This window comes from Caballeronia pedi, assembly GCF_001544915.2.
In the GTDB taxonomy this organism is placed as follows: Bacteria; Pseudomonadota; Gammaproteobacteria; order Burkholderiales; family Burkholderiaceae; genus Caballeronia; species Caballeronia pedi.
On sequence record NZ_FCOE02000016.1, the window covers coordinates 87,721 to 112,639 of the forward strand.

Genomic DNA, 24,919 nt, shown 5'->3' on the forward strand with positions numbered 1-24,919 from the left:
ACGAGGGACGCAAACTATTGCGTCCCCGGTTTCGCGGCTACCAGGCTCTGGCGTCATCTCGCGATGTTAATTTCCTCGCCGAAGTAAAAACGGCACAACTCGCGTACGATCGGATCGAAAAAGGCCGGGTCGAGTGCGTGCCCCATGCGCTCGACGACTCGAAGCGTCGCATGCCGTGTGGCGGCAGCGACCCAGCGGCCATGCTCCACCGGGAAGATCGGATCGTCACTCCCTTGAATGATCAGCATGGGTAGCCCGATCGAGCCAAGCTGCTCGGCGGTCAGCGCCGCCGTCGCTTTCTGGGCCAACGCGTGATTGCTGTTATTGGCCAGTGTCGGCTGCAATCCGTCGGAGCGCAGCAGCGGACGCTCGGCGAATGCCTGCCCCAGCTTTTGCCAGGCGCTTTCGTCGAAAGGCGACCTCGGTCCCGCAGCCAACCGGAAATTCTCGATGAACCGTGTCGCGACTTCGCCGACGCTCGTCGGCGCATGCGCGTTCAGCGCGATGACATTCGCGACGTAGCCCGCTGCGGGACGCGGCAACTCTCCTGGTCTTTCAGGCGCTCCTGCAAAGGCATCGTTCTTGGGCCGCATGTCGGGCGACGACATGATCGTGCAGAGCGTCGTCACCCGCTCGGGTTTCGACAGCGCCATCCTGTAACCGACGACACCCCCTTGCGACAACCCGACGACATGCGCCTTCGCGATTCCAATGCCGTCGAGCACGGCGAAGGCGTCTGCAGCCAGATCGTCGAGCGTGTAGGGCGATGTGCTGAAGTCGATGTAGGTCGACAGACCGGTATCACGCGCATCGAACCGCACGACGAACAATCCCGTCGAGGAAAGCAGATTGCAGAACGCGTCGGGCCAGACCAGACCGGGGGCGCTGTTGCCCATCACGAGCAGCACGGGTGGCGCTTCTCGGTCTCCAAACGCTTCGTAAAAGAGCGCTATCTCACTGCCGCACGTAGTCACGCTTTTGAACACGAGGCGTTCTCCAATCGACGGACGATGAATCGTCTGTGGTATTCGAAGTGAAGCAAATAACTGGGGTATCTGCGAATTTTGCGCGTTACTGGCACGATTCCGATCACGCTGTTAGATTACCGTGCAACAGAATCGTTGATCGAGAGACTACGATGACTGACAAACACGCTTCCTCACGTTCGCCCGTTCCTGCGCTGATCCTCATCGCGGCTATCGTCGCCGCGCTGGTCGCGGCCTTTGCCTACACGGCCGGCTGGCTCACGCCGCATCGTCTCACGCCCGCGAAAATCGTCGGCAGTCTCGCGCCGCCCGGCGGCGCGGTGCCGGGCTTCAGGCGCAATCACGCCAAGGGTATCTGCTTCAGCGGCGATTTCGAATCGAATGGCTCGGGCGCGGCGCTTTCCAAGGCCAAAATGTTCGCGTCGGGCACGTATCCCGTCACGGGCCGCTTCAATCTCGCGACGCCGGACCCGAAAGCATCCGACGCGATGGCGCGTGTGCGCGGCCTGAGCCTGCGCATCGTGATGCCCGATGGAAGCGAATGGCGCTCCGCGATGATCGATGCCCCGTTCTTTCCCGTCGCGACCCCACAGGCCTTTTACGAACTGCAGCGCGCGCTCGCGAACAAGAACGACCCCGAGTCGATGCAGAAATTTGCCACCGCGCATCCGGAGATCGCGGCATTCGGCGCGTGGGCGGGCAGCGCGCCGTGGACGGCCTCGTACGCGGACGAGCGTTACAACAGCCTCAACAGCTTCGTCTTCACAAACGCGGAAGGACAGAACCAGACCGTGCGCTGGTCCTTCATTCCGGCTGCGAAGCCTGAGAACCTGACGCCGGACGAACTGAAGCAGAAGGGCGCGAATTTCCTCGATGCCGAGATCACGCAGCGCGTCCAAAGCGCGCCGCAACGCTGGGCGATGGTCGTCTCGGTCGCCAATCCCGGCGACCCCACCGCCGACCCGAGCAAGGCCTGGCCGGAAGACCGCCACACGGTGGAAGTGGGCACGCTCGTCGTCAAGACCATCGAGCCCGAGCCTGACGGACCGTGCCGCGATATCAACTTCGATCCGACCGTGCTGCCCTCCGGCATGCGCGTGTCCGACGATCCATTCCCCGCCGCGCGTTCGGCCGCCTACTCGGTATCGTTCAATCGGCGCACCGCCGAGGACAAGGATTACCCGCACACGCCCGCGCAAGGAGCCACGCAATGAACGCGATCACCGGGCGATTCTCGCCGTTGCAACGCGCCCTGCACTGGATCATGGCGGTCTGCATTCTCGCGATGCTGTTCATCGGCGTCGGCATGGTGTCGACGGTGAGGCCGGATTATCTGACGCTCGTGTCGGTCCACAAGCCGCTCGGCGTCGCGATACTCGTGCTTGCGCTGATTCGTCTCGTCGTCAGGATCACGCGCGGCGCGCCCCCGCTACCCGCCGACATGCCCGCGCCGATGAAACTCGCCGCGTACCTGTCGCACCTGGCGTTCTATGCGCTGATGATCGCGTTGCCGCTGCTCGGCTACGGCATGCTGTCCGCTGCGGATTATCCGATCGTGCTGCTCGGCGTGCGCGTGCCTTCGCTATTGCCGCATAGCAATGAGTTGCACACGCTGCTGTGGAATGCGCATCGCTTTCTCGCGTTATGCTTCTTCGCGTTGATCGTCGTGCATCTTGCGGCGGCGCTGTTTCATGCGCTCGTGCGGCGCGATGGTGTTTTTCATGCGATGGCGCCGTGGAAGTAGCCGCGATGTTTCAAGGACGCCGCTGCTGCACGACCTGAGCGAGCGCCCGGACCCCCGGCTCGATCAATTCCGCGCGTATCGCTGAAAAGCCCATGCGAAAGCATCGCTGACCATCGGCGGGATCGGCGAAGAACACGCTGCCCGGCTCGATCAGCACGCCGAGCGCCTGCGCGTCCTTCGCGAGGCGCGTCGCGTCGAGCCACGGCGGGCCTTCCACCCAGCACGAAGCGCCGCCCGTCACCTTCGATGCGCGCAACTCCGGCAAGTGTTTTGCGAGCGCATCCATCAGTACTTCAGCACGCTCCTTATAGACGCGCCCCAACTTGCGCAACAGCGTGTCGTGATGGCCGAGCGCGAGGAAGGTGGCGAACGCGCGCTGAATGTATGCCGCCGGATGCCGGATCATCAAGCGGCGCAACGCGCGCAGTTCGCGCATCAGCGTACGCGGCGCGACGATATACCCGAGCCGCAATCCCGGCGCGAGCGTCTTCGACAACGAGCCGATATACACGACGCGCTCCGCCGTATCGAGGCTCTTCAACGCCGGATGCGGCGTGCCCGAAAACGTGTTCTCGCTTTCGTAGTCGTCCTCGATGACGATGAAATCATGCTTCACCGATAAATCCAGCAGCCTGCGCCGCCGCTCGATCGGCATCGTCACGGTCGTGGGGCATTGATGGCTTGGCGTGACATACACGTAATCGCACGGCGCGATCGCGCTTTCATCGTCGATGACCGCGCCGTCCTCATCGATATCCAGTGGCACGATCTGCGCGTTGTGATGCTGGAAGATGTTGCGCGCATCGGGATAGCCGGGGTTCTCCATGCCCACTTTTGTCTGCGCCCCGCATAACAGATCGCCGATCAGATAGAGCGCCTGCTGACAGCCGTTCGTCACGACGATCTCGTCCGGCATCGCGAACACGCCACGGCGCGGCAGCACGCGCGTGCGTATCTGCTCGACGAGCGTCTCGTCGTCGCGTTCGATCAGGTCGGGCGCCCAGTTGCGGATTTCCATCACCGACAAACCGTGCATGCAGCTCTCGCGCCAGTCGCTCGTCGGGAAGAGTTCGGTATCGAATTGCCCGTAAATGAAGGGATATTCGTAGCTCTGCCAGTTCGACGGCTTGACGATGTTGCGCTGGTTCGACGGCGCGTGTCTGATGCGCGCGCTCCAGTCGGGATGGCCTTGCTGCGTCTCGATGACCGGCGTATCGGACAGTCCCGCCGCGGTGAAGCCGCGCTGCAATTCATCCGTGGCCGGATTCACGAAATGACCGCTACGTTCGCGCGATACGAGATAGCCCTCCTCGACGAGCTGCTGATACGCGAGCACCACGGTATTGCGCGACACGTTGAGCTGATCGGCAAGCTCGCGGCTCGAAGGCAGCGCGGAATCGGGCGCAATATGACCGCTCAGGATCGCATTGACGATCATCTGGCGGATCTGGTTCTGCAAGCTCATCCCCGAGACCCGCGAGCGCTCGAAGAGCTGCGCCCAAAGCGTGGCGGTTGGGCGGGTCGGCATGCATGTCTCCTGCTGAAGTTCTGTCGATGATGAGATATTACGTGCGGCTTGCACGCAAGGCCAGCGCAGACGATCAGCCCACCGAGAACGCCATCTCGCGCCGCTGCCGCAACCCGACCCACGCCGCCGACAGCGCGCTGATGATGCCCGCCGCGAGGCAATACGTCGCGATCATCCACGGATCGCCGCCATTGCGCTGCAAGAGCCACGTCGCGACGATCGGGCTGATGCCGCTCGCGAAGATGCCCGAGAACTGATACACGAACGAGATCCCCGAGTAGCGCACTTTCGCATCGAAGAGTTCGGAGAAGAGCGCGGCCTCAGGACCATAGATCGATGCATACACCACGCCCAGCGGAATCACGACCGCGAGCCACGCGAGCATCGTGTTGCCGCCGCTGTTCTTCATGAGCCAGAAGCCGAAGAACGCGGAAAGCCCCGTAGCGAGCGAGCCCCAGAAGTAGATGCGCGCACGCCCGACGCGATCCGACAGGCGCCCGAAAAACGGAATCGTGAAGATCATCACGAAGGCCGCGACCATCACGCCGAGCAGCGCGTCGGTGCGTTGCAGATGCAGCGTGCCCGTGAGGTAGGAAATCGAGAACACGCCGAACACGTTGAAGAACACGCCGTCGATGAAACGCGCGCCCATGCCCGCAATCGTGTTGCCTGGGTACTTCGAGATCACTTCGACGATCGGCATGCGCGATTCGCTGCCGGTTCGCTGAATACGCGCGAACTCGGGCGTTTCCATCACGTTCAGGCGGATATACATGCCGATTGCGACGAGCGCGAACGACAGGAAGAACGCGAGCCGCCAGCCCCACGCGAGGAACTGCGCATCGGTCAGCGTGAGCGACAGGCCCGCGACCACGCCCGACGACAGACACAGGCCGAGCGCGAGGCCGATCTGCGGAATGCTCGCGTAGAAACCGCGCTTGTTCTCGGGCGCATATTCGAACGCCATCAATACCGCGCCGCCCCATTCACCGCCGAGACCAATGCCTTGCAGCACGCGCAGGAACAGCAACAGAGAAGGCGCCCAGATGCCGATCTGCGCATACGTCGGCACCATGCCGATCAACACCGTCGCGACGCCCATGATCGTCAGCGTCATCACGAGCATGCTCTTTCTGCCGACGCGATCGCCGAAGTGGCCGAAGATCACGCCGCCGAGCGGCCTGCTCAGAAAGCCGACTGCGAAGGTGCCGTAGGCGAGCATCGTCGAGATGAGCGGATCGCCGCTCGGGAAATACAGCTTGTTGAAGACGATCCCGGCGACCACGCCGTATAGAAAGAAGTCGTACCACTCGATCGTCGCGCCGATCAGACTCGCGACGACGACACGTCTCATCTGCTTGCCATCGGTTCGGGGCAGTGCGTTCATGGTTTGTCTCCGTGATGTGTGAGACTTGTGATCAGTCTCTGTGGCCTGCATGGGCCATGGGTTTTTGCACAACGACTTCGGGCGCGTCTTCCACGCGCGTGACGTGCTGGTAACGCTGATCTTCGAGAATCATGTCGGCGGCTTTTTCCGCGATCATGATGACGGGCGCGTTCGTATTGCCCGATACGAGTTCCGGCATGATCGACGCATCGACCACACGCAAGCGTCCGATGCCGCGCACCTTCAGGCGCGCATCGACGACGGCGAACGGATCGCTGCCCATCTTGCAGGTGCCTGCCGGGTGATAGATCGACTGGCTGAACTTGCGCGCGACGTCGAGCAGATCGGCGTCGGACTGATAGCCCGAACCGGGAATGAATTCCGACACGATATGCTTCGCAAGCGATGGCGCGGCGGCAATGCGGCGCGCCACCTTGATGCCGCCGATCACGACAGGATGATCGCGTTCGTCGGAAAGGTAGTTCGCGTGAATCGCGGGATAGCGCAGCGGATCGTTCGAACGAATCTCGACGCTGCCGCGGCTATGCGGCCGCAACTGGCACACCGACGACGTGAACGCTGAAAACGGATGCGCGCCCTGGCCGGGCTTGTCGGCGGAAAGCGGTTGCATGTGGAACTGGATGTCGGGACGCGCGACATCCGGCGACGAGCGCGTGAAGATCGCAACCTGGCTTGCCGCGAGCGTGAGCGGTCCGGTGCGCGAGATCGCGTATTGCAGGCCGATCAGCGCCTTCTTGAGCGGATTATTGACTTCATCGTTCAGGGTGCGCTCGCGCGTCTTGAAGACGAGCCGCACTTGCAGATGATCCTGCAGGTTCTGGCCGACGCCCGGTAGTTCATGTTTGACTTGAACGCCCGCGTTGTTGAGCACGCTCGACGGTCCCACGCCGGAGTTCTGCAGAATCTGCGGCGAACCGATCGCACCGGCCGCGAGAATCACTTCGACACGCGCGTGCACCGTCTTTACGACGCCCTCATGCATGTATTCGATGCCGACGGCCTGCTTGCCCTCGATCAGCACCTTGCGCGTCTGCGCGCGCGTCTGCACGGTCAGATTGCGACGGTCGCGCACCGGCTTGAGAAAGCCCTTTGCGGTGCTCCAGCGCATGCCCTTGTAAGCCGTCTGCTGAAAATATCCGACGCCTTCCTGCGTCGCGCCGTTGTAGTCCGCGTTGAACGGAATACCGATCTCCTGCGCCGCCGCGATGAAGTGATCGGCGATCGGACGACGCAAGCGCAGGTCCGATACCTTCAACGGCCCGCCCGCGCCGTGATATTCGCTCGCGCCGTGCTCCTGATCTTCCGACTTCTTGAAGTAGGGCAGCACATCCCGGTAACTCCATCCCGCGTTGCCGAGTTCGGCCCAGCGGTCGTAGTCCTCGCGCTGGCCACGCACATAGAGCAAGCCGTTGAGCGAACTGGAGCCGCCCAGCACCTTGCCGCGCGGCCAGTCGATGCTGCGTCCGGCGACGGCATCGTCCGGCTCCGTGCGATAGCACCAGTCGAGCTCGGGATCGTGCATCGTCTTGAAGTAGCCGACGGGAATGTGAATCCACGGATTCGTATCGGCGCCGCCTGCTTCGAGCAGCAGCACGGTATTGCCCGGATCGGCGCTCAGCCGGTTGGCGAGCACGCAGCCTGCCGAGCCCGCACCGACGATCACGTAATCGACTTCCTGCTGCATGACACCTGTCTCCTGAAGTCTTCTTATGGAACGAATCGCTTCGCTTGCGTTTCGTTCAATGTGGAAGAAGCGGGCAAGGATGCCAAGAGAAAAGCGCGGAAGCTCGCGAAAGTGAAACGGAAAATGCGTATTCCGATTCAGAATTGAGAGGGTGATTCGGGTTGTCCCTGAGCCTGCTTTATTGCTTCGATATCCGAAGGATCGGTGTTGCGGCGCGTCAGAATGTGGCCGTGAGTTCGGCTGCTGCCTCTTGAAGGCGCGGCACGAACGTCAGCGCGCGCGACAGCGCCATGCGCGACACCGGCCCATGCACGGCGATGGCCGCGATGCATTTGCCGCGCGAATCGAACACCGGCACGGCGACGCACGCGATGCCCAGCACGAACTCTTCGTTATCGACGGCGATGCCCTTGTGCGCGATGCGATCCAGTTCCGCTTCCAGCAGGTTCGGATCGTCGAGGGTGTTGGGCGTGAAGCGTTCCAGCCGCATCGCGCGGATCAGCGCGGCGCGTTCGTCCCGTGGCATCGTCGAGAGCAGCAGCTTGCCGCTCGCGCTGCAATGCGCGGGAACGTGCGAGCCGGGCTTGAGTTCCAGCCGCAGCGCCCACGGCGATTCGCAGCGGTCGAGATAGAGCACCTGCGTGTCGTGCAGCGTGCTGAGGTTGCAGGTCTCGCCGAGATCGGCGACGAGGCGCTCAAGAATCGCATGACGCTGCCGCCGAGCGCCGCTGTGCATCATCACGTCGACGCCCAGCCGTTCGAGGCGCGGACCGATCACGTAGGCGTTCTTCTGGCCCGGTTCGCGCGCGACGAAGCCGCCGGCTTCGAGCGATTGCAGCATACGATGCAGCGACGCCTTCGGCTGCTCGATGATGTTCGCGAGTTCCGCGAGCGACAGCGCGCTTTTCGCGGCCACGAGATGTTCGAGCACGCTGAATGCGCGCAGCGTGGGCGTGTCGGCACGCGCGGCGCTATCTACTAGCGGCGCGCTTTCCGTCGCTTCGGACTGAACGAACGCTTCGGTTTCGGCTCGCGTATCCATGATGTGCTCTCACATCGTCTGATGCCGTGCCGCTTGCGCCTGCACGCAGGTCACGGCGATCACGTGATAGATATCGTCGGCGCTGCAGCCGCGCGACAGATCGTTGGCGGGCTTCGCAAGCCCTTGCAAAAGCGGGCCGATGGCCTTCGCGCCGCCGATGCGTTCCGCGAGCTTGTAGCCGATATTGCCCGCTTCGAGACTCGGGAAGATCAGCGTATTCGCGTGCCCTTCGACCTTCGAGTGATGCACCTTGCGCATCGCGATTTCAGCGACGATGGCGGCGTCGAGCTGCACGTCGCCGTCGATCGCGAGGCCGGGGCGCGCTTCCTGCACGCGCCGCGTCGCGTCGATGACCTTGTCGACCGCTGCATGATGCGCGCTGCCGCTCGTCGAAAACGACAGCATCGCGACGCGCGGGTCTTCCATCAGCAGGCTGCGCGCGCTGTCTGCGGCGGCCATTGCGATTTCCGCGAGTTGCTCCGCGTTCGGCTCGACGACGAGCGCGCAATCGGAAAAGATGAGGCCGCCTTTCATCGTATGAAAAGGTTCGCACAGCATCATCAGAAAGAAGCTGGAAACGAGCTTGAACGACGGCCTTACGCCGATGATCTGAATGGCGTTGCGCACGACGTCCGCCGTCGTGTTGACCGCGCCCGACACGGAGCCGTCCGCCTCGCCCGTGCGTACCATCAGGTTCGCGAAGCACAGCGGATCGAGCACGGCGGCGCGCGCCTGCTCGGGCGTCATGCCTTTCTTCTCGCGCAGCGCGAAGAGTTCTCCGGCGAAGCGTTCGCCAAGCGGCGAATGAGAAGGATCGATCAGCTCGATGCCTTCCAGATCGATGCCCGCGCCATCCGCGACCTGATACGTGCGCGCTCTTGCGCCCGCGAGCACGATGCGCGCGATGCCTTCCTTGTGCGCGCGCTCTGCCGCCTGAAGCACGCGCGTGTCTTCGGCTTCGGAGAGAACGATACGCATCGGCAGGTCGCGTGCCTGATCGATGATGCGATGCATGGCTTTCATGGCGGGCCTGTTGTGTCTGGAAGAAAACGCCGCTCCGGGCTCGGAGCGGCGTGGACGGGACTTACACGTAGTCCTTGTACTTGTCGAGCGTGCGCACCGGCTTCGCAAGCGCATCGCGGCGGAACGGATCGCCGAGCTCACGCGTGCACATGATCTCGATGATGGTCGTCTTGCCGTGATTCATCTGCAGATCGATGGCCTTCTTCAGCGCCGGACCGACATCCTCCAGCTTGTCGACGACGATGCCTTCCGCGCCCATCGCCTTCGCGATCTCGGCAAAGCTCTGGTTATCGAGTTCGCCCGCGACGAAGCGGCGATTGTAGAAGTCGACCTGATTCTTCTTCTCCGCGCCCCATTGACGGTTATGAAACACGACCGCCGTCACCGGAATGTTATGGCGCACGCAGGTCATGGTCTCCATCAGGCTCATGCCCCACGCGCCGTCGCCCGCATACGAAACGGCCGGACGGTGCGGCGCCGCGACCTTCGCGCCGATGATCGTCGGGAACGCATAGCCGCAATTGCCCCAGCTCATCGCCGCGAAGAAGCTGCGCGGCTTGTTGAAACGCAGATAGCTGTTCGCGACCGAGTTGATGTTGCCGATATCCGTCGACACCATCACGTCTTCCGGCATTGCCTTTTCGAGTTCGCGCAACACCTGGCGCGGATGCAGATACTGACCGCCGCTGAACGGCTTCTCCTTCTTCTGCTCTTCGATCATGTCGAGGCTGTACGCGTCGCGCTCGTGCGTCCACTCGTCGAGCTCCTTCTCCCATGCGGCCTTTTCGGACGCGATGGTCTTCGCGCGGGCGTCCTTCGTCGCATCGCAGTCGAGCTTGCGATCTGCAAGACGTTGCGTCAGTGCGATCGCGGTCGCCTTCGCATCGCCGCAGATGCCGACGGAAATCTTCTTCACGAGGCCCAGCATCTTGTGATCCGCGTCGATCTGGATGACCTTCGCTTCTTTCGGCCAGTAGTCGAGACCGTGCTGCGGCAACGTGCCGAACGGCCCGAGACGCGAGCCGAGCGCGATCACGACATCGGCCTGGCTCAGCAGCTTCATCGCGGCCTTCGAGCCCTGATAGCCGAGCGGACCGCACCACAGCGGATGATTCGACGGGAACGAGTCGTTATGCAGATAGCTGTTCACGACCGGTGCGCCGAGACGCTCGGCGAGCGCCTTGCATTCCTCGATGGCGTCGGACATCACCACGCCGCCGCCCGAGATGATGACGGGGAATTTCGCTTCGGCGAGCAGATCGGCAGCTTCGTTCAGGCTCTGGTCGCCGCCGGGACCGCGATCGAGACGCTGCGGCTTCGGAATCTCGACCTTGACCTGGCCGTAGAAGTAGTCGCGCGGAATATTGAGCTGCGTCGGTCCCATTTCCGACATCGCGCGATCGAAGCAGCGCGCCGTGAATTCGGCCATGCGCGCCGGGTGCGTGACGTGGCCTTGGTACTTCGTGAACTCCTGGAACATCGGCAATTGTTTGGCTTCCTGGAAGCCGCCGAGACCAATGCCCATCGTGCCCGCTTCCGGCGTCACGATCACGACCGGGCTGTGCGCCCAGTACGCCGCTGCGATGGCCGTCACACAATTGCTGATGCCCGGTCCGTTCTGGCCGATCACGACGCCATGACGGCCCGACACGCGCGAATAGCCGTCGGCCATGTGGCCCGCGCCTTGTTCATGCACCACGGGAATCAGGCGGATGCCGGCGGGCGCGAAGATGTCCATCGCGTCCATGAAGGCCGAACCCATGATGCCGAACATCTCGGTCACGCCATTGGCGGCGAGCGTTTCGACGAATGCTTCGGACGGGGTCATCGACTGCGGACCGGCGGGCGCCGCATTGGTGGCGGCGAGAGTGGTCTGGGAAGGACGGGCTTGGTCGTGCTCGCTCATGAGTGTCTCCGGGTGAAAATAAAACGGAACATTTAGTTCCGGAATATGCATCGTGAAGACATCGTAGGACGACCCGATTTCGCCGTCAACATCTTTTTCAAATAAATGGAATGTTTTGTCTCTAAAAAATTTGGAATTTTTCAGGCGAAGCGATGGCGAATCGGCGCCGTGGCCCGCGTAGCGGGCGTCGGCGGCAACATCGGGGTGAAGCGGGATCTAGCGCGTCGCGGCGGGGCGATGCCGCGTCATGAGCGTCAGTCCGTCCGACGCATCGATGAGCGTGGCGAGTTTCACGGCGGTTTCGCGCAGTTGCGGGACGGCTTGCAGGAGGTCGTTGAGGTTCGCGCGGGCGGTCGGCGCATGCGCGGCCAGGCATGCGAGCACGCGCCCGGTCGCGGCGTCGGTGATCGGCACCGCCACGGCCACCATCCCCAGCACGAACTCTTCGTTGTCTATGCCGATGCCGCGCGCGGCGAGACGGTCGAGTTCGCCTTCGAGCAACGCCCGATCGGTCAGCGTGCGATGAGTCCGGTTCGTCAACGTGAGGCGCGTGAGAATCTGCCGGCGCTCGGCAAGCGGCATCTGCGAGAGGAACAGCTTGCCGCTCGCGGTGCAGTGCAGCGGTACGCGCATGCCGGCCTGCATGTGCAAGCGCAGCGGTTCGGCGGTTTCGACGCGTTCGATATACAGGACCGTATCGCCGTCGAGCGCGGTGAGGTTGCAGCTTTCCCCGATCACGTCGACGAGCGAACGCAGGATCGAGCGGCACGCGCGCGTGAACGAGTTATTGGCGAGTGTGGCGAGCGCGAGCTGGGCGGCGCGGGGCCCGAGCGCGATGCCACGGTCGGTGCCGCGCGAGTCGGGCATATGGGTGACGTAGCCCTGCGCTTCGAGCGAATCGATCAGCCGCAATAGCGTCGCCTTCGGAATTCGCACGCGCGCCGCAAGCTGCGACAGCGTGTAGGGGTGGCCGGCCGCGGCCAGTTGTTCGAGCACGGCGAGCGGACGAAGGGTCCGCGCTTCATCGCCGGAATGCTCGGCGGGATCGGGATGGGTGACGTCGCGCATGAGCCGGAAACGGAACGTTTGGTTTCACATTCCCGTTACTTTACGGCGATTCTCGGCCCGGGCGCTACAATTTTCGGAACAAGAAGTTGCAGTTTTATTGTCCGAGATGATGTCGCTCAGAACGTCTTGCCTAAATCCGTAGCGGCTTCCTTCAGGCGCGGCACCATTTCCAGCGCGCGCGACAGCGGCGTACGCGACACCGGTGCATGAACCGCGATCGCCGCGATACACGTGCCTTCGGCATCGACGATGGGCGCGGCCGCGCACACGATGCCCTGCACGAATTCCTCGTTGTCGATCGCGACACCCTTCTTCGCGATGCGGTCGAGTTCCGCTTCCAGCATCTCCGTATCGGTGATGGTGTTCGCGGTGTAGCGCTCGAGCTTCATCGCCCGCACGAGCGCGTTGCGCTCCTCGCGCGGCTGCAACGCGAGCAGCAGCTTGCCGCTCGCGCTGCACCATACGGGCACGTGCGAGCCGGGCTTCAGGTCCAGCCGCAGCGGCCACGGCGCTTCGACGCGATCCAGATACAGCACTTCGTTCTCGTGCAGCATCGTGAGATTGCAGGTTTCGCCGAGATCGGAGACGAGCCGCGTCAGGATCGCGTGACGCAGGCGCCGCGCGCCCGCGTGGGTCATCACGTTGAGACCGAGCTGCGCGAGACGCGGGCCGACGACATACGCGTTCTTGTCGCCGGGCTCGCGGATCACCAGACCGCCCGCTTCGAGCGACGCCAGCATGCGGTGCAGCGAAGGCTTCGGCATGCCCATGTCGTCGGCCATGTCGGTCAGCGATACGGGATTGCCCGCCTGCACCAGATATTCCAGCAGCGCGAAGGCTCGCAGCGTGGGCGTGTCGGGCTTGTCCATCGGCATGATTCCATGTGAATTCGTTCGACATTATTTTAAATGAGGTGCCGATCGCCGCCGTATAGGCCGTTTGGATAAAAATAAACGAAATGAATTGTTCCGGAAAAAGATAATTGTTATGCTGGAGTCTCTGCTATGGGAGACGAAGCATCATGATGCGCGACACATGGTTGGACGAGCCGGACCGCAAGGTGTCCGTGCGTGCGCTGTTTGGCATCGACTCGGATTTGCAGGTGCCGGCGTTCAGCACGCGCGATCCGCACGTTCCGGAAATCGACGAAGCATATCGCTTCAGCCCCGAAGTGACGATGGCGATACTCGCGGGTTTCGCGTTCAACCGGCGCGTGATGGTGCAGGGCCTGCACGGCACCGGCAAGTCGACGCATATCGAGCAGGTGGCGGCGCGCCTGAACTGGCCGTGCATGCGCGTGAATCTCGACGGCCACGTGAGCCGGCTCGATCTCGTCGGCAAGGATGCGATCGTCGTGCGCGATGAGGTGCAGGTCACCGAGTTTCAGGAAGGCATCGTGCCGTGGGCGCTGCAACGGCCCATCGCGCTCGTGTTCGACGAATACGACGCCGGCCGCCCCGACGTGATGTTCGTGATCCAGCGCATTCTGGAGCGCGACGGCAGCTTCACGCTGCTCGACCAGAACCGCGTGATCCAGCCGCATCGTTTTTTTCGCCTGTTCGCGACGACCAACACGATCGGCCTCGGCAATCTGAACGGCATGTATCACGGCACGCAGATGTTGAATCACGCGCAGATCGACCGCTGGAACGTGGTCGCGACGCTGAACTATCTGTCGCGCGAGGAAGAGGCGCGCATCGTGCTCGCGCGCGTGCCGCAACTCGATCACGACGCGGGCCGTGCGCTCGTCGATGCGATGGTGAGCATGGCCGGTCTCACGCGGCGCGGCTTTCAGGCCGGCGATCTGTCGACGCTGATGTCGCCGCGTACCGTGATCAACTGGGCCGAAAATTGCGAGGTATTCAACGATTCGAAGCTCGCATTGCGTCTCACTTTCCTGAACAAATGCGACGAAGCGGAACGGCCCATCGTCGCGGAATATTTTCAGCGCGCGTTCGGCGAGGAACTGGAGACGCAGTCGCAATGGCATGACGAGTCGGCGCGATGAGCAACTCGCGTGAACTCGCGCGCCGCGATGCGCTGTGCGCCGCGACCGTGCGCGCGCTGACCGCCGATGACGCGTTGCACTATCGGGGCGGCAGGTTGTATCGCCACTTGCGGCCCGTGCCGCTGCGTGCGCCGCATTTGCGCGGCGAGCGCAGGGAAAACGAGCACATCGATTCCACACGCGGCGCCGCCGATGCCTCCGCGTTGCGCATCGCGTATTCGGACGCGGCGCTGCATCACGCACTCGCCCCCGGCGATTCCGTGGCGCGCATGGTCTTCGACATGCTCGAACAACTGCGCTGCGAAACGCGCGTGCCCGTGGGCCTCTCCGGCGTGAGGCAGAACGTTCGACATCGTTTCGATGCGTGGTCGCTCGCTTGTTATGAAACCGGCTTGCTCGACAGCGACATCGGCTTGTTGATTTACACGGTCGCGCAAATGGCCGCCTCGCGTCTTTCCGGCCGCGCGGCGCTCGAAGCAACGGAAGGGATCATCGAAGCGACACGCGCGGCGCTCGCGCCATCGCTCGGACATGCGCTCGCGGGCATGCGGCGCAACTGTCATGACCAGCGAGCCTATGCGGTTCATGCGCTGGATATCGCCGAGCGGATCGGCGCGATGGTGCGCGACGTGCGTCACGCGTTCGTCGAGAGCAACGCATCGTCCGACGATGAAGAAGCAGACGCCGCGCGCACCATGCTCGGCACGTGGTTCGATATCGACGATGAAGAAGGCGACATCGAACGGCTCGCGCTTGCCGTTAGCGCGGACAGTAGTGTCCGGGAGGCGTCGCGCGAGGACTATCGCGTCTTCACTACGCGTCATGACAGGACGCTTCGTCCGGCGACGCTGATACGCGCCGCGTTGTTGCGTGATTATCGCGAACGTCTCGACGATCTGATCGCTGCGCGGCATATCAACGTGCCGCGTCTCGCTCGACTATTGCAGGCCGCGCTGACCGTGCCGCGGCGCGATGGCTGGTCGTTCGGTGAGGAGGATGGGCGCATCGACGGACGCCGGCTCGCGCAAGTGGTCGCATCGCCGGATGAGCGTCGCATCTTCAGGCGTGAGCGCGAACAGCCGCACGCGGATTGCGTGGTGAGCTTTCTGATCGATTGTTCTGGGTCGATGAAGGCGAGCATCGAACCCGTCGCCGTGATGATCGACGTGCTCGTGCGCGCGCTCGGCATGGCGGGTGTGGCGACCGAAGTGCTCGGCTTCACGACCGGCGCGTGGAATGGCGGACGCGCGAAGCTCGACTGGCTGGCGAAGGGCAGGCCGCGCTATCCGGGACGGCTCAACGAAGCGTGCCACATGATCTTCAAGGAAGGCGACGCGAGCTGGCGCGCGGCGCGCGGCGATATTGCGGCGCTGTTCAAGGCGGATCTGTTTCGCGAAGGGATCGATGGCGAAGCGGTGGATTGGGCGTGTGGGCGGCTCATTGCGCGAAGCGAAGCGCGGCGCATTGTTGTCGTCATCTCTGACGGCAGCCCTATGGATAGCGCCACCGCGCAGGCCAATGACCCTAACTATCTCGATCAGCATTTGCGCGAAGTCGTCGCGAAGTATGACGCGGCGCGAAGGGTGGAAGTGCTAGGGCTCGGTGTCGGGCTCGATCTGAGCCCTTATTATCGGCATCATTTCGCTGTGGATTTATCCGTGCCGCCGGATATGACCTTGTTCGCCAGGCTCGCGGGATGGGTTGGTGCGCGGCGCAGAAGCGGCACTTAACGCACAAGCGATATCATCCGGTTCGAATAGCCCGATAAAAACGATCCGAGTCTGCTCGACATCGCGGCATGGCGTGATATGCCAGCGCTTCCCAACGACATGAATCTCCACACACGACCCATCGAGAAGACGCACGAATCCTTTCGCGCGCAGAAGCCTATCGCTGAAAGATGCGCAAGCGGCCTTGAGCGCGATGCGATCAAAGCGCTGATCGGACTGAAACGTAAAGCTGCGTAATTCGGCGGGCAGTCGATTCGAGTAACCAAGCGACTGCACAGCAATGCGCTCCCCTAACGACGCATCATCGTTGAAAAAAAGCGCATTCGGCACGTTGCCATGACAGCCTTCGAACACGATGCGCGTATGCGCAATATCCATCACGCGTGCGCGCGCGGCACGCGATTCCTCGATGCCGAGCAGATCGGTCTTCGTCAACACGATGCAAGTCGCGCCTTCGATCTGCCGCCGCGCGACATCCCCGATATACGCATTGGCAAGCGTCGCCTCGATGCACTCCGCATCGACCGCAACCACGATGCCCTGCAAGCGGAACGCGCGATCCAGCATGCCGACCTGCGCAATACGCACCGGGTCCGACACGCCGCTCGCCTCGATCACCAGCAAGTCGGGTCGCGCATCACGCGCGCTGATCTCGATCAACGTCTCCATCAGCTTGCCGCCGATCGAACAGCACACGCAGCCGTTCTCCAGCCCGATCACGTCGTCGCTGCGTTCGCGAATCAGCGTGGCGTCGATATTGATCGAGCCGAAATCGTTGACGAGCACCGTGACGCGCCGGCCATCTGTATTGGTCAGCAGCGCGTTGATCATCGTGGTCTTGCCCGCGCCGAGATAGCCGCCGATGACGGCAAGCGGAATCGGCTTCATCATTCGGGCGCCTGAAACGCGCGGCCGCCGAGAATCGTGCCCCACACGCGCAATTGACCGAGACGCTCGGGCGGCACCTCATGCGGGTCTTCATCGAGCACGGCAAAATCCGCAAACTTGCCAATCTCGATGCTGCCGATCACATCGTCCATGCCGATCGTATAAGCTGCGCCGAGCGTGATCGCGCGCAGCGCATCGGCTACGTTCAGCCGTTCCGCTTCACCCAGCACGCGACCGGTCGCGGTCTGCCGCTGCACCGCGCACCACGCGGTAAAAAGCGGGTTGAGCTGCGTGATCGGCGCATCCGAATGCAGGCCGAACGTGATGCCGAGTTCGTTAGCCGTGCCCGCCGCGTTCATGCGGTTCGCGCGATCGGCGCCCATGGTCTGCGCGTAGTGCGCGTCGCCCCAGTAGTAGATATGGTTCGAGAAGAAGTTCACGCACATGCCGAGGCGGGCGGCGCGTTCGAGTTGCCGTCTGTCGGCCATCTGGCAATGCTGCAGCGTATGCCGGTGATCCGATCGCGGATGCCGGTTCAGGATAGTTTCGATGGCATCCAGCACCAGTTCGGTGGCTTCATCCCCGTTCGTGTGGATGTGCAGTTGCAGCCCCGCGAGATGGAAGGGCAAGAAGGTTTCGACGAATTGCTCCGGCGGAATCAGCCATAAACCATTGGGCCGCCCGTTCACGTAGCCCGGCCAGCGCAGGCGCGCGGTAAAGCCCTGGATCGAACCGTCGACGATGAACTTGACCGGCCCGAAGCGCAGCTTCTCCGAGTTGAGCGTCATGGCTTCGAGCACGCGGGAAGGGCCGCCTTCGGGATTGCGCTGCGGCCCGAACGCGGGCACGAGCCGGATCGGAAAACGCGCATCGCGCGTGACCTCGACGAGATTGCGCATGCCCTTGTCGGACAGATCGTTGAGCAGGTCGGTGGCCGTCGTCACGCCCGCGAGCTGCGCGACCTTGCCGAAATCGCGGATCGCAGCGGGGTTATCGCTTGCCGAAAGGGAAAGTGTCGCGCCGATCACCCGATACACCGGAAACATCGCCGCGAACTCCTGCAACTCGCCGGTGAGCCCGCCGCGCTCGTCCTTCACGATGCCATCGACGTCGGTGTCTTCGTCGATGCCGGCGAGCGCGAGCATCGGCGAATTCACGTTCATCAGATGCACGCTCGCATGCAGGATCGCGATGGGACGCGTCGCCGATACGCGATCGAGTTGCGCCGCCGTCAGACGCTCGCTGCCGAAGAAGATCGGATCGAAGCCCCACGCGAGCAGCGGCGCGCTGGCGTCATCGAGCTTGCGCTCGGCTTCCTGCAGGCGTTCGATCACCGCATCGAGCGATTGCAGGCCGGGCCAGCGCGTGCCGTCGGGACCACGCCGCTCGTAATAGCCGACATAGACCGCGCTCCACATCGCGCCTTCCATCAGATGCGAATGACCTTCGACGAGACCGGGCATCAGCACCTTGTCGCTGAATGACGTGTCCGGCTCGGCATCGGTCCATTGGCGCATGTCGTCGAGCGTGCCGACCGCGAGGATCTTGCCCTCGCGAATGGCCACGTGCGTCGCGACGGGCTGACGCGGATTCATCGTCAGAATCTTGCGTGCTGCGAGCACTTTTACTGCGTTGTTGTCGGTTCGGGTCATGAGTCGTTCGAGTGGATCAGGTCTGCATGAACGTGCTTGCGGCCCGCGCTCGGATTGCTGAGAAACACCACGAGCACATTCGCCGCGAGACAGATGAGGCCGATATTCAAGCCGGCGATATCGACATGGAACGCATACAGGACGACCGCGAGCACCTGCCCCACGAGCAGCCCCGCTGCGATGGCGCGCGCACTCACGCGCAGCCCGAGCACGATCGCGATGACGCCGGGGAAAAACTGCGTGACGCCGTAGTACGTCATGTTGATGAGCGTGAGCATCAGGTTGGGCGTGGCGAGCGTCATGACGATGGAGAGCAGCAGATAAATCCCGATCACCACTTTGGCGCCGGCCTTCTGACGTGTCTCCGGCATGTTCGGCAACAGGTTGCGCGTGACCACCGGCCCGATCGCGAGACAGATGCCCGCGAGCACGAGCAAGCCGGAAAGCGACGCGCCCGCCGCGACGAGGCCGACCAGCCACGGCGGCAACAGATGCACGACGGCGGTGAAGAACGCTTCGTTGGGCGAGGCGAGCGGCACGTTCTGCGCGATCGCGTAGTACGACGCGACCACGAGAAAAGGATACATCAGCATGTAGAGCGGCATGACCACCTGCGAGCGGCGGATCGTGTTCGCGCTCTTCGCGGTGAAGAAGTTCTGGATCGCAAACGGCATCACGTAGAAGCCGAGCGACTGGAACAGCATCGTGCTCATCGAGAACGTGAGCTGATGGGTGCTCATCGCGTTCGATACATGCTGGCTCGCGGCTCTGAACACCGGTTCCACGCCCGCTTCCCACGCCACCGCGATGCCCGTGATGACGATCGCCGCGACCATCAGGAGGTCTTTCAGAATGGCGATATACGCCGATGCGCGCACGCCGGCGATCGCGATGTATGCGAACGCGAGCAGCGCCGAGATCATGATGAGGACGACCGGATTCACGTTCCAGCCCAGGCCTTTGAGCGCGGCGACGAGACCGGTGAACTGCAACTGTCCCCACGGCAGCAGAAAGACCAGCGCGGAAATGGCGACGATCAGTTCGAGCGTGCGGCTCGCGAAGTGTCCCTTGAACAGGTCGGGCAGCGTGATGGCGTTATAGCGCTTGCCCGCCTCCCAGATTTTCGGTCCCATGAAATAGCCGATCGGATACGCGAGCAGGATATAGCCGAGGAACCAGACGCCGTAGGTCGGCCCTTTCGCATAGATGCCGCCGGGAAAACCCACCATTGTGCCGATGCTGTAAATCTCGCCCGCAGCGAGAAAGAACACGAGCCAGGCGCCGAATTGACGCGATGCGACAAAGAAATCGTGCACGCTTTGCGAGCCGCGCCCTTTGCCCGCGCGCAACGCAAGCCACAGCGACAGCGCGATGAAGCCCAGAAATACCGTGGAAGCCATGTCGAACGTCTCCTTTATGCGCCGCGCACTTCGCGCTGTTCCGCTTTTTTGTCGAACAGAATCCAGCAAAGCTGGAGGCAAACGGACGTCAGCACGAACCAGCCGAATATCCACGCGTAGATAAACGGAACGCCGAACACATAAAAATCGTTCGACGCCGCCCACGGCAACAGGCCGATGACGCCGACAAACGGCAAACCGAGTCCGATCAAGAGTTTGAGCATGGGTTACTCCGCAGGAACATGGGCGCCGCGCGGGACGGGCATGCGCGGGCAAATAGGGATGCGGCTCAGTATGGCCTTACAAAAATGGCTGGCCGTAGTGCCAGAAAGGACCAATCGCTGGGGCCAGTGAGACCCGCGCGCTGGCACTAACGATGGTTCCGGCGTGGCACTAAGCGCGCCGCGAAGTTCGGTGCAACATGGGGGTACTTTCCAAGGAGTTATCGGTGGCTACTCTCGATTACGCTGCGCCGGCCCTTCGAGGCGCGTGCGCCCCATACGATCCGCTCTACGACCCGCTCGTCTCGCCCATCGGCCGTCAGCCGATGGACTACGCGCCCACCTACTGGGTCGCGACGGCAGGCGCGCCGCCCGAAGACGACGGACCCTTGCCCGGCGATGCCGATGTCGACGTGCTGATCGTCGGCGCAGGATTCACCGGTCTTTCGACCGCGCTCTTTCTGGCACGCGAGCACGGCATCCGCGCGATGATCGTCGATGCGAACCGCACCGCCTGGGGCTGCACGAGCCGCAACGGCGGGCAGGGACAGAACGCGAGCGGCAGGCTGTACCGCTCGCAATGGATCGAGCGCTGGGGCAAGCAGACGGCGCTCAAGCTCGATGCCGAAATCCGCGAAGGCTTCGACACCTTCAAACAGTTGATCGGCGAATTCGCGTGCGATGCGCAGCCGGGCGGGCATCTCTACATCGCGCATCGACCGCGCAAGCTGGATTTTCTCGCCAACGAATGCAGCGTGATGCGCGATGTCTTCGGCTACGACACGCGCATGCTGAGCGCGAAGGACGTCGCGCAATCGTATGTCGACGACCGTGAAAGCTGCGGCGCGCTGCTCGAACCCGACGGCATCGGCGTGCATCCGCTCAAGCTCGCGTTCGGCTATCTGCGCATGGCTCGCTCGCTCGGCGTGAAGGTGCATCCGGGCACGCCCGTGCTCGACGTCGAAACGATCCGCGGCGTGCATCACGTGCGCACGCCGCGCGGCGTGATTCGCGCGAAGGCGGTTGCGTTCGCGACCGGCGGCTATACGCGCAACGACATGCATCGCACGCTTTCCGCGAAGATCATGCCGATCCTTTCCAACTCGCTCGTCACGCGTCCGCTCACGCAGGAAGAACTCGCTTCGACAGGCTTCCGCTCGCGCCAGGTCATCACCGATACGCGCACGCTGCGTTTCTACTATCGCCTGCTGCCGGATAACCGCGTGCAGATCGGCAGCCGCAGTGCGATCACCGGCGCGGACGCGGCGAACCCCCGGCATATGGATGTGCTCATCGAAGGATTGCATCGCAAGTTTCCTTCGCTGAAAGGCATTCGCATCGATTACTCGTGGTGGGGCTGGGTCGATGTGAGTCACGACATGATGCCGCGCGTCGCGCAGCCCGATCCGCAGCAGAGCATCTTCTATGCAGTGGGTTACGGCGGCAATGGCGTGTCGTTCTCCGCGCATGCGGGGCGGCGCATGGCCGAGCGCGTCGCGGGCAAATGGCAGCACAGCCGCGACGATCTGCCGATCTACGATTCCGCGCTCGAATATCCGAACGTGATGGGCATGGTGCGGTGGAAAGGCTTCGCGCCATTCCGCCGGGTCGGCCAACGATTTCTGTATCACAAGTATCTGGCGCAGGACGAGAAGCGCTGAGCCCGGTTGAACTCTTTCGCAACGCACTGACACTATCGACACATGAGCACTCAAACGAATCAGGACTACCTCCGCCTTCTGGAGTCATTCAACGATGCATGGAATCGCCACGACATCGACGCATTGATGAACTGCATGGCGGACGAATGCGCCTTTCACGGCGTGGCCGGACCCGACGCACTGGGCCGCACCTTCGAGGGCCGCGATGAAGTGCGCAAGGGCTTCACGCTCGCGTGGGAAACCTTTCCCGATGCGTCGTGGCAGGACGGCGAGCATTTCGTGAGCGGCGAGCGCGGCGTATCGGAATCGACGTTTCGCGGCACGAAGGCGGACGGCTCGCGCATCGAAGCGCGCATGGTGGATGTCTTCACGTTCAGGAACGGCAGGATCGCGGTGAAGAATGCGTATCGCAAGGATCGTCCGGCCATCACGTGACTGAATGAAAGCGCCTCGACCCGCAGGCAATGAACCAGCGGGCGAACGCTATACCGACACAAGCAAATCAGGAGACGACATGCACTCGAACACGGATCAGGGCGATCTGAAATGCGGCCTCAAGCAGCGCCACATGACGATGATCGCATTGGGCGGCGTCATAGGCGCCGGACTTTTCGTCGGTAGCGGTGTGGTGATCCAGCAGGCCGGGCCCGCCGCGATTCTCTCGTTTCTCATCACGGGCGGCCTCGTGGTGCTCGTCATGCGCATGCTCGGCGAGATGGCGTGCGCGATGCCCGCCGTCGGCTCGTTCTATGAATATGCGCGCCTCGCTTTTAAAACGCAGCGCGGGCCGGGACGTCTCGCCGGCTTTCTGACGGGCTGGATGTACTGGTACTTCTGGGTCATCGTGATCGCGCTCGAAGCGGTCGCGGGCGCGAAGCTCGTGCAGTTCTGGATACCCGATGTGCCTGCATGGATCATCAGTCTCGTGCTGCTCGTCGTGCTCACGCTGACCAACCTGATTTCGGTCGGCAGCTACGGCGAGTTCGAGTTCTGGTTTTCGTCGATCAAGGTCGGCGCGATCATCGTGTTCCTGTTCCTCGGCGGCCTCTATGTATGCGGTTTCTGGCCGGCGTCGATGCACACCACCGACGTCGCCACGACTTTCCTCGGACACGGCGGCTTCATGCCCAACGGCATCGGGCCAGTGATGACAGGGGCGGTCGCTGCGACCGGCTTCTACTTCGGCGCGGAGATCGTCACGATCGCGGCGGCCGAAGCGAAGGAGCCCGCGAAGGCAGTGGCGAAGGCGACCAATTCGGTGATCACGCGCGTGCTCGTGTTCTATGTCGGCTCGGTGGCGCTCGTCGTCGCGCTGGTGCCGTGGAATTCGCATCAGATGGCGACGCCCTACGTGAGCGCGCTCGACGTGATGGGCATGCCCGCCGCCGCCAACGTGATGAACGCGATCGTGCTGACGGCCGTGCTCTCCGCGCTGAACTCGGGTTTGTACGCCGCTTCGCGCATGCTGTTCGCACTGACGCGTCACGGCGATGCGCCGCTCGGCCTCGCCAAGGTGAACAAGCGCGGTGTGCCGACGCGCGCCATTCTGCTCGGCACCGTGTTCGGTTACGTGTCGGTGGTGATGTCGTATATCTCGCCGGATACGGTGTTCGCGTTCCTCGTCAATTCGTACGGCACGGTGGCGATCTTCGTGTACCTGCTGATCGCGTTCTCGCAGTTGCGTCTGCGTGCCCGCATGACGAGCTTCGAAGCGAACGATCTGCGCGTGCGCATGTGGGGATTTCCCTATCTCACCTGGCTTGCGATCTTCGGCATGACGGCGATTCTCGTCGCGATGGCTTTCATCCCCGATCAGCGCAAGCCGCTGTGGCTGGGTGTCGCGAGTCTCGGCATTCTGATCGTCGCGTATATGGTGTTCAAGCGCGGCCGCAAGGAGGTCGAGATCGAATCAGATGAACATTCGGCGCAGCATCTGCAAACCGTCGAACGTTGAGCTTTGAAGTAGCGGACAGCCGGTTTGCTGCATCGCAAACCGGCTGTCATTCCTTGAAGGTTCTGGCGGTTTCTTCCGCGGTGCGGCGCAGGTCGGGTTCGAAGGCGAGCAGTTGATCCAGCGCAACGCGCCCGACCGGCGCCTGAATCGCAATCGCCGCGCATGCGCGGTTGCGGTCCAGCATCACCGGCACCGCGATCGCAACGAGTCCCTGCAAGTGCTCCTGATTGTTGATCGCCAGCATGCGGCGGCGCGTCAATGCAAGCTCTCGGCGCAACGCATCGCGGTCGGTGATGGTGCGTTCCGAATATGAGCGCAGCGGCAGCCGCTCGATCATCCGTTCGCGGCGTTCCTTCGGCAGAAAACTCAACAGCAGCTTGCCGCTCGCCGAGCAATGCAGCGGCACATGCGAGCCCGGCTGCAGGTGCATGCGCAGCGGCCAGCCGGTCTCGACGCGATCCACATACACGACGTCGTTGCCCGCGAGCATCGTCAGATTGCAGGTCTCGCCGACGCGCGCAACGAGTTGTTCCAGCAGCGCATGACGCGCCGCGGCGGGCCCCGCATGCATCAGCACGTTGATGGCGAGCGAGCGCACGCGCGCCGAACATTCGTAGAGCTTGTCGCTCGCGCCGCGCGTGACGAGCCATGCATCCATCAGTTGCACGAGAATGCGATGCACCGTCTGCTTGGGCAGGCCGAGCGCATCGACGAGTTCGGTCATCGAGAGCGGGCGGTTCGCTTCGGCAAGTGCTTCGAGCACGCGAAACGCGCGCACTGCGGCGGCATTCGATTGATTCGATGTCACGTTGCTTGTCTCCGTCTACCTACTTTTCGCTTCCATTTCATTGTGCGTCGAAAACGGCGGTTTTCGGGACTCTGGAAAGTCCCGAAATCCTGATTTTCCGATGCTGACGGTTTGGCTGTATGCGTTAGTCCAGAAAACGGGACCGCGCGTTGAGCGCGGCTGACTAGATTGGATAACACCTTCAATCTTTCACCAGCCGAGGTTCATC

The 24,919-nt window shown here is 62.9% G+C and carries 21 protein-coding genes; 7 read left to right on the forward strand and 14 right to left on the reverse strand.

Going from position 1 to position 24,919, the window contains the following annotated elements; translation table 11 throughout:
* Nucleotides 1-53: 53 nt before the first annotated feature.
* Nucleotides 54-986, reverse strand: a complete 933-nt coding sequence (locus AWB80_RS23115) for an alpha/beta hydrolase (RefSeq protein ID WP_143328131.1) — start codon at nt 984-986, stop codon at nt 54-56.
* A 152-nt stretch (nt 987-1,138) separates the two neighbouring features.
* Between AWB80_RS23115 and AWB80_RS23120 the strand changes: the two genes are divergently transcribed.
* Together AWB80_RS23120 and AWB80_RS23125 are read left to right on the forward strand one after the other, a co-directional pair.
* Nucleotides 1,139-2,200: a catalase family peroxidase gene (locus AWB80_RS23120; protein ID WP_061176973.1), complete on the forward strand. Its 1,062-nt coding sequence runs from the start codon at nt 1,139-1,141 to the stop codon at nt 2,198-2,200.
* The gene (locus tag AWB80_RS23125; protein WP_061176974.1) at nt 2,197-2,730 is read left to right on the forward strand and encodes a cytochrome b; all 534 of its coding nucleotides are present in this window, start codon (nt 2,197-2,199) and stop codon (nt 2,728-2,730) included. Before AWB80_RS23120 ends, AWB80_RS23125 begins: the two co-directional genes overlap by 4 nt.
* 10 nt (nt 2,731-2,740) lie before the next feature.
* Here AWB80_RS23125 and pdxR read toward each other — a convergent pair whose 3' ends face one another.
* The 8 genes from pdxR to AWB80_RS23165 form a co-directional block, all read right to left on the reverse strand.
* A complete protein-coding gene (pdxR, locus tag AWB80_RS23130; protein ID WP_061176975.1) occupies nt 2,741-4,258 on the reverse strand; it encodes a MocR-like pyridoxine biosynthesis transcription factor PdxR in 1,518 nt (505 codons plus the stop codon).
* Nucleotides 4,259-4,331: 73 nt separating this feature from the next.
* A complete protein-coding gene (locus tag AWB80_RS23135) occupies nt 4,332-5,645 on the reverse strand; it encodes an MFS transporter (protein ID WP_061176976.1) in 1,314 nt (437 codons plus the stop codon).
* A 31-nt stretch (nt 5,646-5,676) separates the two neighbouring features.
* Nucleotides 5,677-7,350 carry a GMC family oxidoreductase gene (locus AWB80_RS23140; RefSeq protein WP_061176977.1) on the reverse strand — a complete coding sequence of 558 codons (1,674 nt, stop codon included), beginning with the start codon at nt 7,348-7,350 and terminating at the stop codon, nt 5,677-5,679.
* A 217-nt stretch (nt 7,351-7,567) separates the two neighbouring features.
* Nucleotides 7,568-8,392, reverse strand: coding sequence for an IclR family transcriptional regulator (locus AWB80_RS23145; protein WP_244206678.1), 825 nt, complete (start codon nt 8,390-8,392; stop codon nt 7,568-7,570).
* Between the two features lie 9 nt (nt 8,393-8,401).
* Entirely contained in the window at nt 8,402-9,415 is a 1,014-nt protein-coding gene (gene pta / locus AWB80_RS23150; RefSeq protein ID WP_061176978.1) for a phosphate acetyltransferase, read from the reverse strand.
* A gap of 61 nt (nt 9,416-9,476) precedes the next feature.
* Nucleotides 9,477-11,321 carry a sulfoacetaldehyde acetyltransferase gene (gene xsc / locus AWB80_RS23155; protein WP_061176979.1) on the reverse strand — a complete coding sequence of 615 codons (1,845 nt, stop codon included), beginning with the start codon at nt 11,319-11,321 and terminating at the stop codon, nt 9,477-9,479.
* A 216-nt stretch (nt 11,322-11,537) separates the two neighbouring features.
* On the reverse strand, nt 11,538-12,389 hold the full coding sequence (locus tag AWB80_RS23160; protein ID WP_061176980.1) for an IclR family transcriptional regulator: 852 nt from the start codon (nt 12,387-12,389) through the stop codon (nt 11,538-11,540).
* A 116-nt stretch (nt 12,390-12,505) separates the two neighbouring features.
* Nucleotides 12,506-13,258 carry an IclR family transcriptional regulator gene (locus AWB80_RS23165; protein ID WP_061176981.1) on the reverse strand — a complete coding sequence of 251 codons (753 nt, stop codon included), beginning with the start codon at nt 13,256-13,258 and terminating at the stop codon, nt 12,506-12,508.
* A 152-nt stretch (nt 13,259-13,410) separates the two neighbouring features.
* Here AWB80_RS23165 and AWB80_RS23170 point away from each other — a divergent pair, with 152 nt between their 5' ends.
* Complete coding sequence (locus tag AWB80_RS23170; RefSeq protein WP_208635678.1) at nt 13,411-14,397, forward strand: AAA family ATPase; 987 nt, start codon at nt 13,411-13,413, stop codon at nt 14,395-14,397.
* Nucleotides 14,394-16,127 (forward strand): cobaltochelatase CobT-related protein, encoded by a 1,734-nt coding sequence (locus AWB80_RS23175; RefSeq protein WP_061176983.1) that lies wholly within the window; start codon nt 14,394-14,396, stop codon nt 16,125-16,127. Before AWB80_RS23170 ends, AWB80_RS23175 begins: the two co-directional genes overlap by 4 nt.
* On the opposite strand, the gene AWB80_RS23180 is transcribed toward AWB80_RS23175, so the two are convergent.
* The 4 genes from AWB80_RS23180 to AWB80_RS23195 are packed head-to-tail and all read right to left on the reverse strand — an operon-like array spanning nt 16,050 to nt 20,291.
* Nucleotides 16,050-17,018 carry a CobW family GTP-binding protein gene (locus AWB80_RS23180; RefSeq protein WP_244206679.1) on the reverse strand — a complete coding sequence of 323 codons (969 nt, stop codon included), beginning with the start codon at nt 17,016-17,018 and terminating at the stop codon, nt 16,050-16,052. The genes AWB80_RS23175 and AWB80_RS23180 overlap by 78 nt on opposite strands.
* On the reverse strand, nt 17,015-18,667 hold the full coding sequence (locus tag AWB80_RS23185) for an amidohydrolase (RefSeq protein ID WP_061176984.1): 1,653 nt from the start codon (nt 18,665-18,667) through the stop codon (nt 17,015-17,017). Before AWB80_RS23185 ends, AWB80_RS23180 begins: the two co-directional genes overlap by 4 nt.
* Entirely contained in the window at nt 18,664-20,067 is a 1,404-nt protein-coding gene (locus AWB80_RS23190) for a sodium:solute symporter family protein (protein ID WP_061176985.1), read from the reverse strand. The genes AWB80_RS23185 and AWB80_RS23190 overlap by 4 nt, the downstream gene beginning before the upstream one ends.
* Nucleotides 20,068-20,081: 14 nt before the next feature.
* The gene (locus AWB80_RS23195) at nt 20,082-20,291 is read right to left on the reverse strand and encodes a DUF3311 domain-containing protein (protein ID WP_061176986.1); all 210 of its coding nucleotides are present in this window, start codon (nt 20,289-20,291) and stop codon (nt 20,082-20,084) included.
* 224 nt (nt 20,292-20,515) lie between these two features.
* On the opposite strand from AWB80_RS23195, the gene AWB80_RS23200 reads away from it, so the two are divergent.
* The 3 genes from AWB80_RS23200 to AWB80_RS23210 all read left to right on the forward strand — a co-directional run bounded on the left by AWB80_RS23200 (nt 20,516) and on the right by AWB80_RS23210 (nt 23,903).
* On the forward strand, nt 20,516-21,949 hold the full coding sequence (locus AWB80_RS23200; protein WP_087131536.1) for an NAD(P)/FAD-dependent oxidoreductase: 1,434 nt from the start codon (nt 20,516-20,518) through the stop codon (nt 21,947-21,949).
* A 42-nt stretch (nt 21,950-21,991) separates the two neighbouring features.
* Nucleotides 21,992-22,384, forward strand: coding sequence for a nuclear transport factor 2 family protein (locus AWB80_RS23205; RefSeq protein ID WP_061176988.1), 393 nt, complete (start codon nt 21,992-21,994; stop codon nt 22,382-22,384).
* 79 nt (nt 22,385-22,463) lie between these two features.
* Nucleotides 22,464-23,903 (forward strand): amino acid permease, encoded by a 1,440-nt coding sequence (locus tag AWB80_RS23210; protein WP_061176989.1) that lies wholly within the window; start codon nt 22,464-22,466, stop codon nt 23,901-23,903.
* 46 nt (nt 23,904-23,949) lie between these two features.
* On the opposite strand, the gene AWB80_RS23215 is transcribed toward AWB80_RS23210, so the two are convergent.
* Complete coding sequence (locus AWB80_RS23215; RefSeq protein WP_061176990.1) at nt 23,950-24,711, reverse strand: IclR family transcriptional regulator; 762 nt, start codon at nt 24,709-24,711, stop codon at nt 23,950-23,952.
* Nucleotides 24,712-24,919: the final 208 nt, after the last annotated feature.